We start from the raw sequence: 14,420 nt of genomic DNA, 5'->3' as shown, positions 1-14,420 counted from the left end.
ACATTGATGCGGTTCGCTATGACGGGGTTCCAGAGTTCAACGAGATGATTCAGATGATTGAACTTTTCTTGGTGCGTGGACGAAATCGGTAGAGAGCGACATCGGCTTGGTATCACCCACCCCAGAGCCGAGGGAAAGCCAGCGTCAGCTGCCTTCTTCATTAAAGAGGTGTACACGGAGCCGGCAGCTAATGAAGTCTTTGAAATATTATGAAAAAAATCGACGCGCCACATGGTTGGAGTTGTTTTTTGACCTGACTTTTGTTGTTACAATTGGCCAGGTTACGCATACTCTCGGACATGTTCATCAAGGCCACTTTGAGCATGGGCAATTATGGACTTTTTTGCTGCTTTTTATACCACTGTGGTGGGTCTGGTCCAGTCACACGATTTACTCCAATAGGTTTGATACAGACAGCAAACTTCACCGTTTGGCAACATTATTCATAATGCTGCTGCTCATTGTGCTATCTGCACGGATCGGAGAAGACCTGGAAGTTAACTACCCGCTTATTATTGCCTGCTATTTTGGTATACGTGCCATTATCAGCATCATGTACATTTCGTCCATAAGCAAGCTCGATTCTCGTGGCGAACTCTCCTCTAGGCTTGGCTTCGCCCTGTTAGTTAGCGCAGTTGTTAGTCTTTCATCAGTTCTTTTTAGTCCGCCCGCGCGTTACTTTGTTGCTTATATTGGAATCATTCTTGATATTTTGCTTCCTGTTTTTTTCTGGACTAAACTAAAACCATTGCCGGCACATACAGAACACTTGATTGAACGGATAGGCTTGCTCACGCTCATTTTATTGGGTGAGTCAGTGTTTAGCCTTTCTGGAGGCTTATCTGACATTCAATGGGATCGCTATAATGTGATGGCGGCAATCACCGGATTTATCATGATTTGCAGTATATGGTGGATCTACTTTGATAGCTTTTACCTGCTGAGCAAAAATCAAATCAGAATGAGCGGGCACTCCTTGATCTACTCGCACCTTTTTCTTTTTATGGGGCTTGCACTCCTGGCTAATTTGATCAGGCATGCGATCCTGAATGACATTGCGATGCGCGATTTCCAGATTATGTCGCTCATCGGCATGGCCTTGTTTTTCCTAGGCAAGCAGTATGGCTATTTCATAGCCGTAAGTAGAATAAGGAAATACATACTGCAAAACACCTTGATCGTGTTTTCTTTGGGTGTATTGGTCATATTCCTACCCCGCGTCGAGTACATATTGGTCGGCCTGACAGCAACCATGATCTCTTATGTTTTCCTAAATTTCAGATATCGTTGAATCACTACTATTAGACCGCAGATTGGGACAAAGTGATCAAGCGGCTGGCTTGCGGCTTACACGCCGCCCACTACGTCATTCTCACTACCCGTGCGCCACCCGCCGCTACCCTTGGTCTTTTGGGGTTTGTAATCCTGCCATCATCGACCATAGTTAAGAGTCGGATGCCCCTTGTGGCTATCGCGACCTGATAGCGCCAGCCGCACCGTAACAACAGGAGCCACGTCATGGTCAACGTAGCGTTGTTCGTTCGTCTGGAAGCAAAACCCGGGAAAGAGAAGGATGTAGAGAGCTTTCTCATGGGCGGCCTTCCAATAGTGGAGGAGGAGCCTGCCACCACCGCTTGGTTCGCAATCCGCTTGGGGCCTTCCACCTTTGGCATCTTTGACGCCTTCCCGGATGAAGCTGGGCGACAAGCGCATCTTTCGGGAAAGGTCGCAGCGGCGCTTATGGCAAAGGCTGCCGAGCTGTTTACCAAACCGCCGTCAATCGAGAAAGTTGATGTCCTTGCTGCCAAGCTACCCGGCTAAGGAAGCCCAACAAGACATTCCGATCAACGTTCCTGCCGCCACGTGAAGGCTAAGTTGCCAGCCGTTACCCGCTTCTCGGGAGGCAGCAATGGGTCGAAAGCGGCCAACCAAGGCCGAAAGCTTTCGACCCTAAGCAGACATTCTGCGTCCTTGTCGACAGCCCAATAGTTGCATATGATACTAAGTCTCATTTGCGTCTATTCAGTGGCAACTCATGGCATCCGTCGACAGTGCTCAGCTCACGGCTCTTTACGAACAGCAACACCGCTGGCTGCGTCGCTGGCTGTATCGGCAATTGAGCTGCTCACACCGCGCCGCTGATTTGATGCAGGACACCTTCATGCGCCTGTTGCTCAGCAAAGAGGCGTTGGAAGTCCGGCAGCCTCGACCGTTTCTGGCGAAGGTGGCACGCAGTGTCCTGTCAAACCACTACCGCCGCACACGCCTGGAAAAAGCCTATCTGGATGCGATCCAGACGGAAGACGAAAACGTGCTGCCGGATCTGGCGACCCAATTGATTATTTTCGAGACGCTGGTTCGACTCGACGAAGCACTCTGTAAGTTGGATATCGCCGTCAAAAAGGCATTCCTCTGGTCGCAACTGGATGGGCTCAGCCATGGGGAAATTGCCGAGCGGCTGGGTATTTCAATCGCTACCGTCAAACGCCACATCATCAAGGCAGGTGCGCAGTGCATGCTGGTGACGGAAGCGCTGGAATGACGATCACCGAAAACGCCTTTACCCGAGAACCCGCGCCATCACCGAAAATGTGTGAGGAGGCGATGGCATGGTGGCTCGATATGCAGGAAGCTAATTTTGATTCACCCGCACAGGCCGCCTTCATGGCATGGCGTAGTGAACACCCCTTGCATGAGCTGGCCTGGGAAAGGGCCTTGGCCCTGGCTGCGCAGCTAGACTCATTGCGTACCCAGGGCGATCCAAACCTTGCCCGACAGGCCCTGTTGCTTTCTTCTCAGGAAGGGTTGAGCAGACGACGGGCCATCAAGGGCCTGGCCTTGCTGCTGACCACAAGCGCGGGTGCATGGTTGGCCGGAGGCAGCGAAGTGGTTTCGCGCTTGAGCGCCGATTACGTCACGGGTGTTGGAGAGCAGCGACGCGTCGCGCTGAACGCCAATCTGTCGTTTGATCTCAATACCCGCAGCGCGATAAATGTTCGTCATACAGATCATCGCTGGCACCTTCGATTACTCAGCGGCGAGATCCTGGTCGACACGGTTTTGAACCAGGCACTCTCCATCGAAGCCACTCAGATTCGCGCACAGGCGACCTCGGCGCGCTTCACGGTACGCCAATTTGACAATGGCTCGACTCAGTTGGCGGTCTATCGTGGCTCACTTCAGGTAAGCCCGGCAAAAGCGAGCACGTGGACTTCCTTGCAGGCCGGGCAACTGGCTCGTTTCGGGGCGCTCGGCCTGCTCGATCAGGATGCACTGCAAGCAAACGCTCCGGCCTGGGCAGAAGGCATGATCGTCGCCAACGGCCAACCGCTCCAGGCTTTCCTGGATGAACTGGGTCGGTATCGTCATGGGCATCTCGGGTGCGACCCCGCATTGGCCAACCTGCGTGTATGGGGATCCTACCCGCTGGCAGACAGCGATCGAATCATCGATGCCGTTGCCCAGACGCTGAAACTGGATGTCCAGCGTTTCACTCGCCTATGGGTCAACTTGCGCGCCTTGCCGGCAACCGTTTGAACTATTTTCGTCTTCGATGAGCCGTTTTGATTTCTGGCGAGACTTATAGGCCATACATCAAAAGACATCGGGGAACTTCACATGCATCACCGCAGTATTTCGTCGTGCTACGCAACCCCGCTCGCCAGCACCCTGGGTTGCGCCGCGGCGGTTCTGATTGCCAGTTCATCGCCAGTGTGGGCAGCCGCCGATAGCAGCGTGCAACACTATGAAATCCCTGCGGCGCCACTGGGCACTGCGCTCAATCACCTGGGCCAGCAAGCCCATTTGTTGTTGTCGTTTCCCAATGAATTGATTGCCGGACAAAACAGCCCTGGCTTGAAGGGTGATTACACGGTCGACGGTGCGCTACAGGCGCTGCTTGAGGGCAGCCAGCTCATAGCGGTGCGCCAGCCGGATGGGCGATACACCCTCCAGCGAGCGCCGGCTTCTACCGCGCTGGAGCTTCAAAGCATTTCAATTTCGGGCAAAGCGCCCGGGTCTACTACAGAAGGTACCGGGCTTTACACCACCTACTCATCCAGCAGTTCCACCCGTCTGAACCTGACCCCCAAAGAGACCCCGCAGTCGCTGACCGTCATGACCCGCCAGCGCCTGGATGACCAGCGCCTGACCAATCTAAGCGATACCCTCGATGCCACACCGGGCATCATCGTGTTGCGCGACGGGCTGGGTGCCGAATCCGATGGTTACTTCTCGCGCGGCTTCGAGGTTCAGAACTTTGAAATCGATGGTGTGCCTACCGTCAAGCGCATGGACAATTACACCCAGAGCATGGCCATGTATGACCGGGTGGAGGTGGTGCGCGGTGCTACCGGCCTGATCAGCGGCCTGGGCAGCCCTTCAGCGACGATCAACCTGATCCGCAAGCGTCCGACCTCCGAGGCTCAGGCCAGCGTCACCGCAGAAGCTGGTAACTGGGACCGCTACGGAACTGGCTTTGATGTATCTGGCCCGCTGACCGAAACCGGCAACGTACGCGGTCGTCTGGTCGCCGACTTCAAGACAGAGCAGTCATGGGTAGACCGCTACAAGCAGGACTCGCAGCTGATCTACGGCATTACCGAGTTCGACCTGACTGAAGACACTCTGCTGACAATGGGCTTCAGTTATCAACGCACAGACGTTGACTCGCCCATGCGCTCCGGCCTGCCGTCCCGCTTCACCGACGGGTCTCGCACCAACCTAAAACGCTCGCTCAATTCGGCTCAAACGTGGTCTTACAACGACCATGAGCAAACCAGCTTTTTTACCTCGATCGAACAGCAGTTCGCCAATGGCTGGAGCGGAAAGATCGAGCTGACCCACTCCGAAAACAAGTTTGATGAAGTCTTCAACTACGTCAACGGCAGCCTCAACCCGGACGGAAGCGGCACCACTCAGTTGCCAGTGCGCTTCTCCGGCATCCCGCGCCAGAACAACATCGATGCCTACCTGACCGGCCCGTTCGGTCTGTTGGGCCGCGAGCACGAATTGATCGCCGGCGTGACCTTGTCCAACTACTACGAGGACGTGCCAAGCTACGGCGGCTGGAAATACGACTATTCCGGCTCTCCGGCTGGCGCGATCGATAACCTATTGAACTGGAACGGCGGCTCGGCCAAACCGGAATTCGACGTCACTGGCAAATCCACTGCCGACGAAACCCAATACGCCGCTTATCTCGCCACGCGCCTGCACGCCACCGACGATCTCAGTGTCTTGCTGGGTAGCCGCGTGATCGATTGGCATCGTGACATCGAGGATAAACCCTACAACGCCGAGCAAACCAAGACCAAGGAGGCGGAAACCGGCGTCTACATCCCGTATGCTGGCGTGGTGTATGACGTCAACGATACGTGGTCGCTGTATGCCAGTTATACGAAAATCTTCAACCCACAGTCGTCCTGGGTTCGCGACATCGACAACAAACCACTGGATCCGATGGAGGGCACCGGGTATGAAGTTGGCGTCAAGGGAAGCCACTTCGACGGCAAGCTGAACTCCAGCGTCGCGCTGTTCAAGATCGAGCAGGACAACCTGGCGATCTGGATCGATACCCCAGGCGGTAACACGTATAAGTCGGAGCAGGGAACCACTACCAAAGGCGCTGAATTCACCCTGGACGGAGAGCTGGCCGAAGGCTGGCAGGCATCTGCCGGTTATGCCTATGCAGTCAGCACCGACGCTGACGACCAGCGTATCGTTACCACCCTGCCTCGCCACAGTCTCAAGACCTTCACCAGCTATCGCCTGCCGGGGATTCTGGACAAGCTCACCCTTGGCGGCGGTGTGAACTGGCAGAGCAAAACCGGTGCCGACCTGCACACCTTCACTCAGGGTAGCTATGCCGTCACCAACCTCCTGGCTCGCTACGACTTCAACAAGCATCTGAGTGCGTCAGTCAATCTGAACAACGTGTTCGACCGTGAATACCTCAGCTATGCCGGCGACCACGGTATGTACGGTGCTCCAAGAAACATCATGACGGGTTTCAAGTACAACTTCTGACGTTCGCGCGCTTCGTGCTGAACCGGAGCCATCGGTTTCAATCCAGTATCGACGCCCGCAAATCCAACGGCAATCGGCACTACTGGGAATCGATGGCTCGGGAGAGTGCGCCTGTGGCGCTCGACTCGTGGTTTCCCGGCGGTTCGAGCCAGACAGAGGGGCGATTAGCTGCCATTCACCCAGGGCCGGAACCTGCTAAGCCTGCGGCGAACCCAATGCAGCAACAACTTCGTCTATGAAGTGCCTGAGCTTTGCGGAGGGGCGACGGTCGAGGGGGTAGATCAGATTGACGGGATACGTGGGTCCTTCGAATTCCTCGAAGAGTACGACCAGCTCCCCCCGTTGCACATAGGGCATCAGTACATCCTCGACACACAGCGTGATGCCGAAATCCGACAATGCGGCGTTCACCTTGGCCAGGGTGTTATTGACTTTCAGTCGACTCGCAATGGGGACCGTGAACGTCTGCATGTTTTTGGTGAATCGCCAGAGTTTGTCCGTCATTCGATCGGAGAACAGATAGCCCAGACAATCATGGTCCACGAGTTGTTCGGGATGGAGTGGGGTCCCTTTTCGTGACAGATAAGCGGGAGATGCGCAAGCAAACATCCTGAAAGGTCTCAAGCCGCGCTGAACCAATGCCGCGCTATCGGCCAGTTGGGGTTTGCCAAGCCGAAACACGACTTCGAATCCCTCTTCTACGACATTCACGAACCTGTCAGTCAACTCCAACTCGATTTCCGTTTCTGGGTAACGCGTTAGGTATTGGGTCAGGAACGGGATGAGTCGATGAGAACCATAATTATAGGGGGCGCTGATACGGATTTTTCCGCGCGGAGTCGAGTTTGCTGACAGCGCCAGCTGATCGGCGTCTTCAACGTCGCTCAGGATAGCCTTGCAGCGCAAGTAATAGTCCCTGCCCACGGCGGTCAGGCTTTGTCGGCGCGTGGTGCGGGTGATCAATTTAAGACCTAGCTCAGATTCCAGATTGCTGACCTGTTTGGCAATCAGCTGCGGCGTCACGCCTAACACGGCAGCTGCTGCCGAGAAGGAGTCTGACTCGGCTGCTGCTACGAACGCCGCCATGCTTTTTAGCTTATCCATATCTACAATCTTTGGTTGTTAATGTTATTGATTTTTGAGCATTTATCTTGAAGATCTTCGTGCTTAGTATCGCCTCGGTCAATAAAAAAGAAGCGCTGCGCGCTTTACTGAACGGAGAGTCTGAAATGGTGAACATTTCCCATGAAACAGTCCAGGATACGGAGCGTCGATTGTTGCACGTCATTACCCAAGCCCATTTGAGGCTCTTCCCCGGCACCTACGCCTTTCTCGAGTTTCCGTTGTCATCGTTTCCTGATGCCGCTCGCCCTGATGCACTGGCGCTCGTACGAGATGACCAGGTGTGGAGTCAACTGGTCCCCTGTGCCGACGTCGAGCAAGAGCTGTTCGGCGTCTTCCGATTCCATTTTCCGCAAGGCTCCGACAACAGCGGTTTCGTTGGCTGGTTGGCAATGCGCCTGAAGCAGAAGTTTGGGACCGGCGTTTTTGTGACCTGTGGCCAGAATCGAGATGAGGGCGGGATCTTTGATTATTGGGGCGTCCCGGCCAGCCTGGCTTCAGATATTTTCGCAGAGATCCAGGCTTTGGTGGATGGCCAAGCGGACGGGGAGGTGGCAGTTTCCCTGTAGCGGATACGTTCGAGTGTCCCCAGATCTCGGCTTCTGCGCGGCTGAATGGTCATCAGCCATGCGCGTATCTGAATGATGTGCTGACGCAGTGAGCCAGAGATATCTAGCAACTGCTTGCGCATCTGTGGATGCCTGATTGATCCGTGCAAGGTGTGTACGCTGGCTGCTTACTCTTTAGCAACCCATTCGAGATATTCATCTGACATTCCTACCATCAACGGAATTAGCGCTTGTCAGTGGCGAAAGGATTGTTCCAGAAACTCGGTAATCAGCGAGGCAATCTGCGCCTGTATCAGCGCGCGCGGTCGTGCGTTAACGCCGTCCTGGCAAATGATGCCATCGCCAGGTGCATCTTCTTCAAGCAATGCCGTGGCGCCAGGTTTGCACATGGACAGGAAGCTGAAGTGGCTGGCGTCCTCGATCTCGACATAACGAGTCGTCGCCGGAGGCAAACGCTTGGCCAGGGCGGCGGATTCCAGCTGTGCAGGGAGATCTTCAGACGCTGCGCCCGCCGCGATCACCAGAGTCGGTACTGGCAACGCCATCAGGCTTTCATCGGTCAGGCCGCGTGAAAGGCCCAGATCCAGGGTAACAATGGCAGTGACACGTTTGTCGCGCAGATCGCTGCCCAGTCGAGCTTTCGAAGCCGGTGCGCTATCGGGATTGATCTGCTTGTAAACGCTGCAACTGGATAGCTTGGGACGGGTGATGCAGTCCTGGACGAAACGCTTGGGATCGAAACGGGCACCCGCGATTTCCAGCGCGGTCCAGCCACCCAGTGAATGGCCAGCCACTGCGATCTGACGCTTGGCTACCCGTCCAAACTGATCCGGCTGGGCCATGACTGCATCGATGGCCCGTTGCAAGTCGATGGGGCGCTGCCACAACTGTGCCGCGGCTTCAGTGCGGCGATCGTGGGTGGTGGTGCCAGGGTGGTTGACTGCCGCCACGATGTAGCCCTGGTGAGCCAGTGCACTGGCTAACCATGACTGGTTCCCCCAGTTGCCGCGAAAGCCGTGGGAAAGTACCACCAATGGAAGCGCACCTGTGGCCGGGGGTGCATCGCGGACGGCGAGGGCACCGGCGAATACCTGGGTCTCAGCGATCAATTGTGGTGTAGCGGTGGTTGTGCTCGGGTACCAGACTGCCAGCTCCAGCGGGCGGCCATTTTGCGCGCCCGGCAACGTCGAGACCTGGAAGCCGATGGTTTTGTAGCCTGCGAATGCGGATATGTTCAGGCAGACATAGAGCAAGAAGCCGAATACTGTTTTCATTGGCTTATCTTCCTTGATGAGGCCAGCGTCGGTTGGGTGCGACCTGATGTGCGGAAAACATATCAGCCATCGCGCCCGCGCGCGCAATCATTTTGAATCGCTTTTGATTTCACAGGCACTGAACGACCGCTTTTGGCCGATAGCTGTCCTCCACGAGCGGCAGCTATGGGTCGAAAGCGGCCTCCGCGTCCCTGGTTGCCTCAACCAAGGCCACCGCTGGCATCGACGCCGTGGGTGTGTTCGTGCCAGAAGATCCGGGGGCGAAGAACGACCTGGCGAAGCAGGGCAAGATGGCCTTCGATTTCGGTGCGTTCTGGTTCAAGGGCCAATCCATCCGCACGGGCCAGGCGAACGTGAAGCCTGCAACCGCCGCCTGGCGCAGCTCATTCATCACGGGCGCACACGCCTTCCCGGATCATTTCCCATCGTTTGACGCTTGCTGAAGGCCCCGACGCCTACAAGCACTTTGATGCGCGGGATGATGGCTGGACGAAGGTGGTGCTCAAGCCTGCTGCTTGATCCGTATACCGATGCCTCCAGGGAAGGAAGCTTGGCGAGGGACGCGTTCGTCTTCTAACCACCCCCTGTCTGAAACAATGCCCGAACCACCTCCCTCATCCAGCGATTCCCGCTGTCCTGCTGGTACCGTGCGTGCCAGTGCTGCTTGACCGTGAAGCCCTCCACTGGAAACGGGCAATCGTGCACCTGCAAACCATGCATGTCGGCAAGGGTCTGTCCGATGTGCCGTGGCAGCGTCGCCACCAGGTCGGTCGACCCGACGATCATCCCCAAGCCCAGAAACGCTGGCAGCTCCAGTATGATCCTGCGTTCGATGCCGGCCCGCGCCAGGCCAGCCTCCAGTAGCTTCTGCCCGGTCCCGGCACTGATCTGTACATGCCCCTCGCCCTGGTAATGCGCCACGCTCATGCCTTTACCCAAACGAGGGTGTTGTGGGTTGCTCAGGCAGACCCAGTCCTGCTCGAACAACACCTGTTGATACATCCCCGCGCCCAGCCAAGGCACAAAGCCGATGGCCAGGTCCGCCTCACCCGACTCCAGCGCACTTTCGGTATTGCCATCGATGCGCGCCGCCTCCAGGCGAATACCGGGCGCGTGGGTACGCAGGTGGTTGAGGATGCTGGGCAGCAGGGTGATATGGCTGGCATCACTGACGCACAGGCGAAAGCGCCGTTGCGCCGTGGCCGGAACGAATTGCGGCTCCCAGGCGGTCAGGCGCCGCAGCGACTCCAGCACCTCGCGGCATGGCCCGATCAACTGGTCTGCGCGCGGGGTAGGGGCCATGCCCCCTGGCGTGCGTACGAACAGCGGGTCGTTCAACTCTTCACGCAAGCGCCCCAGCCAGATGCTCACAGTAGGTTGGCTCTGGCCGAGCTGTTCAGCGCTACGGGTCACGCTGCGGCACTGGTACAGCACATCGAACAGCTGCAGCAGCTTGGGGTCAGGCAAGGCGTCGAGCGCGCTCATTATTGCGAATCTCAATAGGCATATTAAGCCCATTGTATAGCCGAAATAAGCCTCGCTGCATAAGGTAGTCGCAAACAACAGGAGGTCTGCGACGTGAAAATCTGCATTCTGGGTGCCGGCGCCCTGGGTTGCGCCATAGGCGCGGCCTTGAGCGAGGCGGGGCATGAAACCTGGCTGTTGAACCGTGGCCGCGCACATGTCGAGGCGATGAACCTGCACGGGCTGCGGGTGCAGGACGAACGCGGCGAGCGGCAGGTGCGGGTCAATGCGGCCTGCGACGCCGAAGACGTGGGTGTGGCCGACCTGGTGGTGGTGCTGGTCAAATCGTTCCACACCCGCGAGGCGATTGACGGTGCCGGGGCGCTGATCGGGCCGCAGACGCTGGTGCTGTCACTGCAGAATGGCCTTGGCCATGAAGACATCCTGGCCGAAGTGGTGGGGCGTGAGCGGGTGCTGGCCGGCAAGACCTACGTCGGCGGCGTATTGCTGGCGCCGGGTTCGATCCGGGCCGGTGTAGCAGGCAAGCAGACCTTCATCGGCGAACTCGACGGCAAGCTGACGCCCCGTGTGCAGGCCATTGCCGAGGTCTTCAACAGCGCCGGGCTCGCGACCACGGTCAGCGACAACATCCTTGGCACCATGTGGGACAAGCTGCTGGTCAACGTCGCGACGGGCGCGCTCAGCGCTATCACCAGGCTCGGTTATGGCCAGCTCTACAGCGAGCCGCTGCTGGAAAGCACCGCCAAGGCAGCGGTGGCTGAAGCCATCGCCGTCGCCGGGCAAGCAGGCATCCGCCTGAGCCTCACCAGCCCGGATGCTGCCTGGCGGCTGGCCGCCGAAGGCCTGCCGGCAAGCTTCCGTACCTCGATGCTACAGAGCCTGGAGAAGGGCTCGGTCACCGAGATCGATTTCATCAACGGCTCCGTCGTGCGCTGGGGCCAGCGCCACGGCGTGGCGACGCCGGTCAACGCGACCCTGGTGGCCTGCATCAAGGGTATCGAACGCGCAATGGCCGATCAGCAGAAGGGGAGTCATCCATGAGTCAGCCGAAAGCCTACCTGGAACACGTTGCGTTCTGGGTGCGGGACATCCAGTGGCACATCCGCTTTTTCAGCGAGGTGTGCGGCATGACCATGCGCGAGATACAGGGTGACGTCGAGCAGCCGGCGCAGTACTGGACCCTCGGTGGCCTGCAGTTCATCCACCAGCCGGACTTTGCCGGCCCGGAAGGGCGCATGGCGCACCTGGGCATCATGTGCGAGGACCTTGAAGCTGCCCTGGCCGCTGCACAGCGTTTCGGCGTCAGCGAAATGCCCCAGGGCCGCAACTGGCTGCGCCTGCCGGACGGCCTGGCGGTGGAGTTCATTCAGGCATTGCCGGCGAAGTGTGTCGCCCAGGCATTGGCCATCGACCCGCGTGCGGAGGTGAAGGCATGAGCGTGGTGGAAAAATACTGGGACGATGCCCGCGAAGGCGATGAATGCATCAGCCCCACCTACACCGTGACCCGCGAACGCATCCTGGCCTATGCCGACCTCACCGGTGACCACACCCCGGTGCATGTCGACGAGGCGTACGCCAACGCGAGTCACTTCGGCTGCCTGGTTGCCCATGGCCTGTTCGGGCTGTCGATCGCCGACGGCCTGAAGACCCAGTGCGAATACCGCTTTGTGCCGGGCATGTCGCTGGGCTGGACCTGGGACTTCGTGCTGCCGATCAAGGTCAACGATGTGCTGCACGTGCGCATGCGCGTGGGGGCGATGCGCCCGAGCAACAGCCGACCGGGCTGGGGCATCGTGGTCTTGCCGTCGGAACTGATCAACCAGCACGGCGAAGTCGTGCAGCGTGGCGAGCACCGGCTGATGGTGCCCAGGAGAGTGCAGGCATGAGCCAGGCATTGCCATTGGCGGGTATCCGCGTCATCGATTACAGCCACTTCCTGGCCGGGCCCTATGTGGGCCGCTGCCTGGCAGCACTGGGCGCCGAGGTGATCAAGGTCGAACGGCCGGGCAGCGGCGATGCCGGCCGCCAGCATGCATTCACCCTGGATGAGCAGCAGAGCGGTTACTTCCTGCAGCTGAACATGGGCAAGCAGGGCGTCAGCGTGAACATGAAGGACCCGCGTGGCAAAGCGTTCATGCAACGCCTGACCGACTCGGCCGATGTGTTCATCGAAAACTATCGCCCCGGCGCCCTGGACAAACTGGGCCTGGGCTATGCCGAGCTGTCGGCGCGCAACCCGCGACTGGTGTACTGCTCCATCTCCGCGTACGGCCACACCGGGCCGGATGCCCACCGCGCCGGTTTCGGGCTGATTGCCGAGGCCAAGAGCGGGATCATGCAGATGGTCGGCGTGCCGGGCGAAGCGCCGCCGTTGCTGCGCATTTCCCTGGGCGACATGTACACCGGCATCCATGCCGTGGCGGCGATCAATGCGGCGCTACTGGGCCGGGTGAGCAGTGGTCGTGGCCAGCACATCGACATGGCCCTGTACGACACGCTGGTGTCGATGCATGAATACGCGGTGCAGTGCTACACCTTGTCCGACGGCACCGTCCTGCCTGAGCAGACCGGCCATGACATGCCGACCTCCACCCTGTACGGCGTGTTTCGCGCCGCCGATGGCGACCTGGTGATCGCCGCCCAGGTCGACGACGCCTGGAAGCGCTTTGCCGCGATGCTCGAGGCCAACGGTGGCCCGCCCGGCTTCGGCAGCGACAGCCGCTACCACAGCCTCAATGGCCGCAACGCCCATCGCCAGGCGATCCTGGCCGTGGTGCGTGACTGGGTCGGCGCACGGCGGGTAGCCGATATCCTGCAATTGCTCGATGGCATCGACATTCCCAGCGCCAAGGTGCAGCGCATCGACGAGGTCGTGGCTGACCCGCAGATCCAGGCGCGCAACATGGTCATCGAGCAGCAGCACCCGCGCTACGGTACCTTGCGCCTGCCCAACCTGCCGTTCCGCTTTTCCGACTGCGACACCACGATCCACCAGGTGGCCCCGGACCTCGGCCAGCACAATGCCGAAGTAGCCGCCGGGCTTGGCTTCAGCCCTGAAGAAATCACCGCCATGCAAGCTGACGGTGTGCTGTTCACCCACGGAGATGCCCGATGAGCGACCGCTATGCAGTGATCGGCCGACCGATCAACCACACCAAGTCCCCGTTGATTCATGGCCTGTTCGCCCAGGCCACTGGCCAGTGCCTGGAGTACGGCGCCATCGAGGGCGAACTCGAGGGCTTCGAGGCCCAGGTACTGCAGTTTCGCGATGATGGCGGGTTGGGCATGAACATCACCGCGCCGTTCAAGTTGCGTGCCTTCGAGCTGGCCGACCAGCGCAGCGAGGCCGCCCAGCTGGCGCGGGCGGCCAATGCACTGAAGTTCGAGGATGGCCGTATCGTTGCCGAGAACTTCGACGGCATTGGCTTGTTGCGGGATATCGAGGAAAACCTCGGTGAACCGCTGGGCAATCGACGGGTACTGTTGCTCGGCGCCGGTGGCGCGGTGCGTGGTGCGTTGCTGCCGTTCCTGCAGGCGGGGCCGAGCGAACTGGTGCTCGCCAACCGCGACATGGCCAAGGCGCTCACACTGCGCAACGAGCTGGATCACCCAAGGCTGCGCATCAGCCGTTATGAGGAACTGGAAGGACAGTCCTTCGACATCGTGGTCAACGCCACTTCCGCGAGCCTCACCGGTGAGCTGCCGCCGCTGCCTGAGGGTGTGCTGGGCGAGACGCGGCTGGCTTACGAGCTGGCGTATGGCAAAGGCCTGACGCCGTTCCTGCGCATGGCCCAGGCGCAGGGTGTGGCGCGACTGGCCGATGGTGTCGGCATGCTGGTCGAGCAGGCGGCGGAGGCGTTCACCTGGTGGCGTGGGGTGCGGCCAGAAACCCGCACCGTCATTGATCGCCTGACTATTCCGCTGGAGTAGGACCAAGACCA

At 58.8% G+C, this 14,420-nt stretch carries 14 protein-coding genes and 1 pseudogene; 12 read left to right on the top strand and 3 right to left on the bottom strand.

What is annotated here, in order from left to right; translation table 11 throughout:
* Positions 1-190: 190 nt before the first annotated feature.
* The 5 genes from M2S36_RS02285 to M2S36_RS02265 all read left to right on the top strand — a co-directional run bounded on the left by M2S36_RS02285 (position 191) and on the right by M2S36_RS02265 (position 6,027).
* Positions 191-1,291, top strand: coding sequence for a low temperature requirement protein A (locus tag M2S36_RS02285; RefSeq protein ID WP_207830201.1), 1,101 nt, complete (start codon positions 191-193; stop codon positions 1,289-1,291).
* Positions 1,292-1,518: 227 nt separating this feature from the next.
* Positions 1,519-1,821 (top strand): putative quinol monooxygenase, encoded by a 303-nt coding sequence (locus M2S36_RS02280; RefSeq protein WP_207830198.1) that lies wholly within the window; start codon positions 1,519-1,521, stop codon positions 1,819-1,821.
* 214 nt (positions 1,822-2,035) lie between these two features.
* On the top strand, positions 2,036-2,542 hold the full coding sequence (locus M2S36_RS02275) for a sigma-70 family RNA polymerase sigma factor (RefSeq protein WP_207830195.1): 507 nt from the start codon (positions 2,036-2,038) through the stop codon (positions 2,540-2,542).
* On the top strand, positions 2,539-3,537 hold the full coding sequence (locus M2S36_RS02270; RefSeq protein ID WP_207830191.1) for a FecR domain-containing protein: 999 nt from the start codon (positions 2,539-2,541) through the stop codon (positions 3,535-3,537). Before M2S36_RS02275 ends, M2S36_RS02270 begins: the two co-directional genes overlap by 4 nt.
* 81 nt (positions 3,538-3,618) lie before the next feature.
* A complete protein-coding gene (locus tag M2S36_RS02265; RefSeq protein ID WP_333956643.1) occupies positions 3,619-6,027 on the top strand; it encodes a TonB-dependent siderophore receptor in 2,409 nt (802 codons plus the stop codon).
* Between the two features lie 195 nt (positions 6,028-6,222).
* Here M2S36_RS02265 and M2S36_RS02260 read toward each other — a convergent pair whose 3' ends face one another.
* On the bottom strand, positions 6,223-7,131 hold the full coding sequence (locus M2S36_RS02260) for a LysR family transcriptional regulator (protein ID WP_333956642.1): 909 nt from the start codon (positions 7,129-7,131) through the stop codon (positions 6,223-6,225).
* 47 nt (positions 7,132-7,178) lie between these two features.
* Here M2S36_RS02260 and M2S36_RS02255 point away from each other — a divergent pair, with 47 nt between their 5' ends.
* Entirely contained in the window at positions 7,179-7,718 is a 540-nt protein-coding gene (locus M2S36_RS02255) for a DUF6196 family protein (protein ID WP_233687468.1), read from the top strand.
* 233 nt (positions 7,719-7,951) lie between these two features.
* Here the strand turns inward: M2S36_RS02255 and M2S36_RS02250 are convergent, their stop codons facing one another.
* On the bottom strand, positions 7,952-8,992 hold the full coding sequence (locus M2S36_RS02250) for an alpha/beta hydrolase family protein (protein ID WP_333956641.1): 1,041 nt from the start codon (positions 8,990-8,992) through the stop codon (positions 7,952-7,954).
* A 188-nt stretch (positions 8,993-9,180) separates the two neighbouring features.
* Between M2S36_RS02250 and M2S36_RS02245 the strand changes: the two are divergent.
* Positions 9,181-9,511, top strand: a pseudogene (locus M2S36_RS02245) (aldehyde dehydrogenase); the annotation flags it as partial.
* Positions 9,512-9,565: 54 nt separating this feature from the next.
* Here M2S36_RS02245 and M2S36_RS02240 read toward each other — a convergent pair.
* A complete protein-coding gene (locus M2S36_RS02240; RefSeq protein ID WP_233687466.1) occupies positions 9,566-10,477 on the bottom strand; it encodes a LysR family transcriptional regulator in 912 nt (303 codons plus the stop codon).
* A 93-nt stretch (positions 10,478-10,570) separates the two neighbouring features.
* Here M2S36_RS02240 and M2S36_RS02235 point away from each other — a divergent pair, with 93 nt between their 5' ends.
* From M2S36_RS02235 to aroE, 5 genes are read left to right on the top strand one after another with little or no spacing between them, the layout of a single operon-like run.
* Positions 10,571-11,518 (top strand): ketopantoate reductase family protein, encoded by a 948-nt coding sequence (locus tag M2S36_RS02235; RefSeq protein ID WP_233687465.1) that lies wholly within the window; start codon positions 10,571-10,573, stop codon positions 11,516-11,518.
* A complete protein-coding gene (locus M2S36_RS02230; protein WP_085622481.1) occupies positions 11,515-11,913 on the top strand; it encodes a VOC family protein in 399 nt (132 codons plus the stop codon). Before M2S36_RS02235 ends, M2S36_RS02230 begins: the two co-directional genes overlap by 4 nt.
* On the top strand, positions 11,910-12,365 hold the full coding sequence (locus M2S36_RS02225; protein WP_063913500.1) for a MaoC family dehydratase: 456 nt from the start codon (positions 11,910-11,912) through the stop codon (positions 12,363-12,365). Before M2S36_RS02230 ends, M2S36_RS02225 begins: the two co-directional genes overlap by 4 nt.
* Positions 12,362-13,594 (top strand): CaiB/BaiF CoA transferase family protein, encoded by a 1,233-nt coding sequence (locus M2S36_RS02220; protein WP_063913499.1) that lies wholly within the window; start codon positions 12,362-12,364, stop codon positions 13,592-13,594. Before M2S36_RS02225 ends, M2S36_RS02220 begins: the two co-directional genes overlap by 4 nt.
* The gene (gene aroE / locus M2S36_RS02215) at positions 13,591-14,409 is read left to right on the top strand and encodes a shikimate dehydrogenase (RefSeq protein WP_333956640.1); all 819 of its coding nucleotides are present in this window, start codon (positions 13,591-13,593) and stop codon (positions 14,407-14,409) included. Before M2S36_RS02220 ends, aroE begins: the two co-directional genes overlap by 4 nt.
* Positions 14,410-14,420 lie beyond the last annotated feature (11 nt).

Source organism: Pseudomonas sp. SF2, from assembly GCF_036858055.1.
GTDB lineage: Bacteria > Pseudomonadota > Gammaproteobacteria > Pseudomonadales > Pseudomonadaceae > Aquipseudomonas.
This window is presented reverse-complemented; position numbering and strand designations above follow the sequence as displayed.

Excerpts from the sequence above, each read along its gene's own strand:
- M2S36_RS02285 (WP_207830201.1), top strand. The coding sequence starts at position 191 with ATGAAGTCTTTGAAATATTATGAAAAAAATCGACGCGCCACATGGTTG.
- M2S36_RS02280 (WP_207830198.1), top strand. The coding sequence starts at position 1,519 with ATGGTCAACGTAGCGTTGTTCGTTCGTCTGGAAGCAAAACCCGGGAAA.
- M2S36_RS02275 (WP_207830195.1), top strand. The coding sequence starts at position 2,036 with ATGGCATCCGTCGACAGTGCTCAGCTCACGGCTCTTTACGAACAGCAA.
- M2S36_RS02270 (WP_207830191.1), top strand. The coding sequence starts at position 2,539 with ATGACGATCACCGAAAACGCCTTTACCCGAGAACCCGCGCCATCACCG.
- M2S36_RS02265 (WP_333956643.1), top strand. The coding sequence starts at position 3,619 with ATGCATCACCGCAGTATTTCGTCGTGCTACGCAACCCCGCTCGCCAGC.
- M2S36_RS02260 (WP_333956642.1), bottom strand. The coding sequence starts at position 7,131 with ATGGATAAGCTAAAAAGCATGGCGGCGTTCGTAGCAGCAGCCGAGTCA.
- M2S36_RS02250 (WP_333956641.1), bottom strand. The coding sequence starts at position 8,992 with ATGAAAACAGTATTCGGCTTCTTGCTCTATGTCTGCCTGAACATATCC.
- M2S36_RS02240 (WP_233687466.1), bottom strand. The coding sequence starts at position 10,477 with ATGAGCGCGCTCGACGCCTTGCCTGACCCCAAGCTGCTGCAGCTGTTC.
- M2S36_RS02230 (WP_085622481.1), top strand. The coding sequence starts at position 11,515 with ATGAGTCAGCCGAAAGCCTACCTGGAACACGTTGCGTTCTGGGTGCGG.
- M2S36_RS02225 (WP_063913500.1), top strand. The coding sequence starts at position 11,910 with ATGAGCGTGGTGGAAAAATACTGGGACGATGCCCGCGAAGGCGATGAA.
- M2S36_RS02220 (WP_063913499.1), top strand. The coding sequence starts at position 12,362 with ATGAGCCAGGCATTGCCATTGGCGGGTATCCGCGTCATCGATTACAGC.
- aroE (WP_333956640.1), top strand. The coding sequence starts at position 13,591 with ATGAGCGACCGCTATGCAGTGATCGGCCGACCGATCAACCACACCAAG.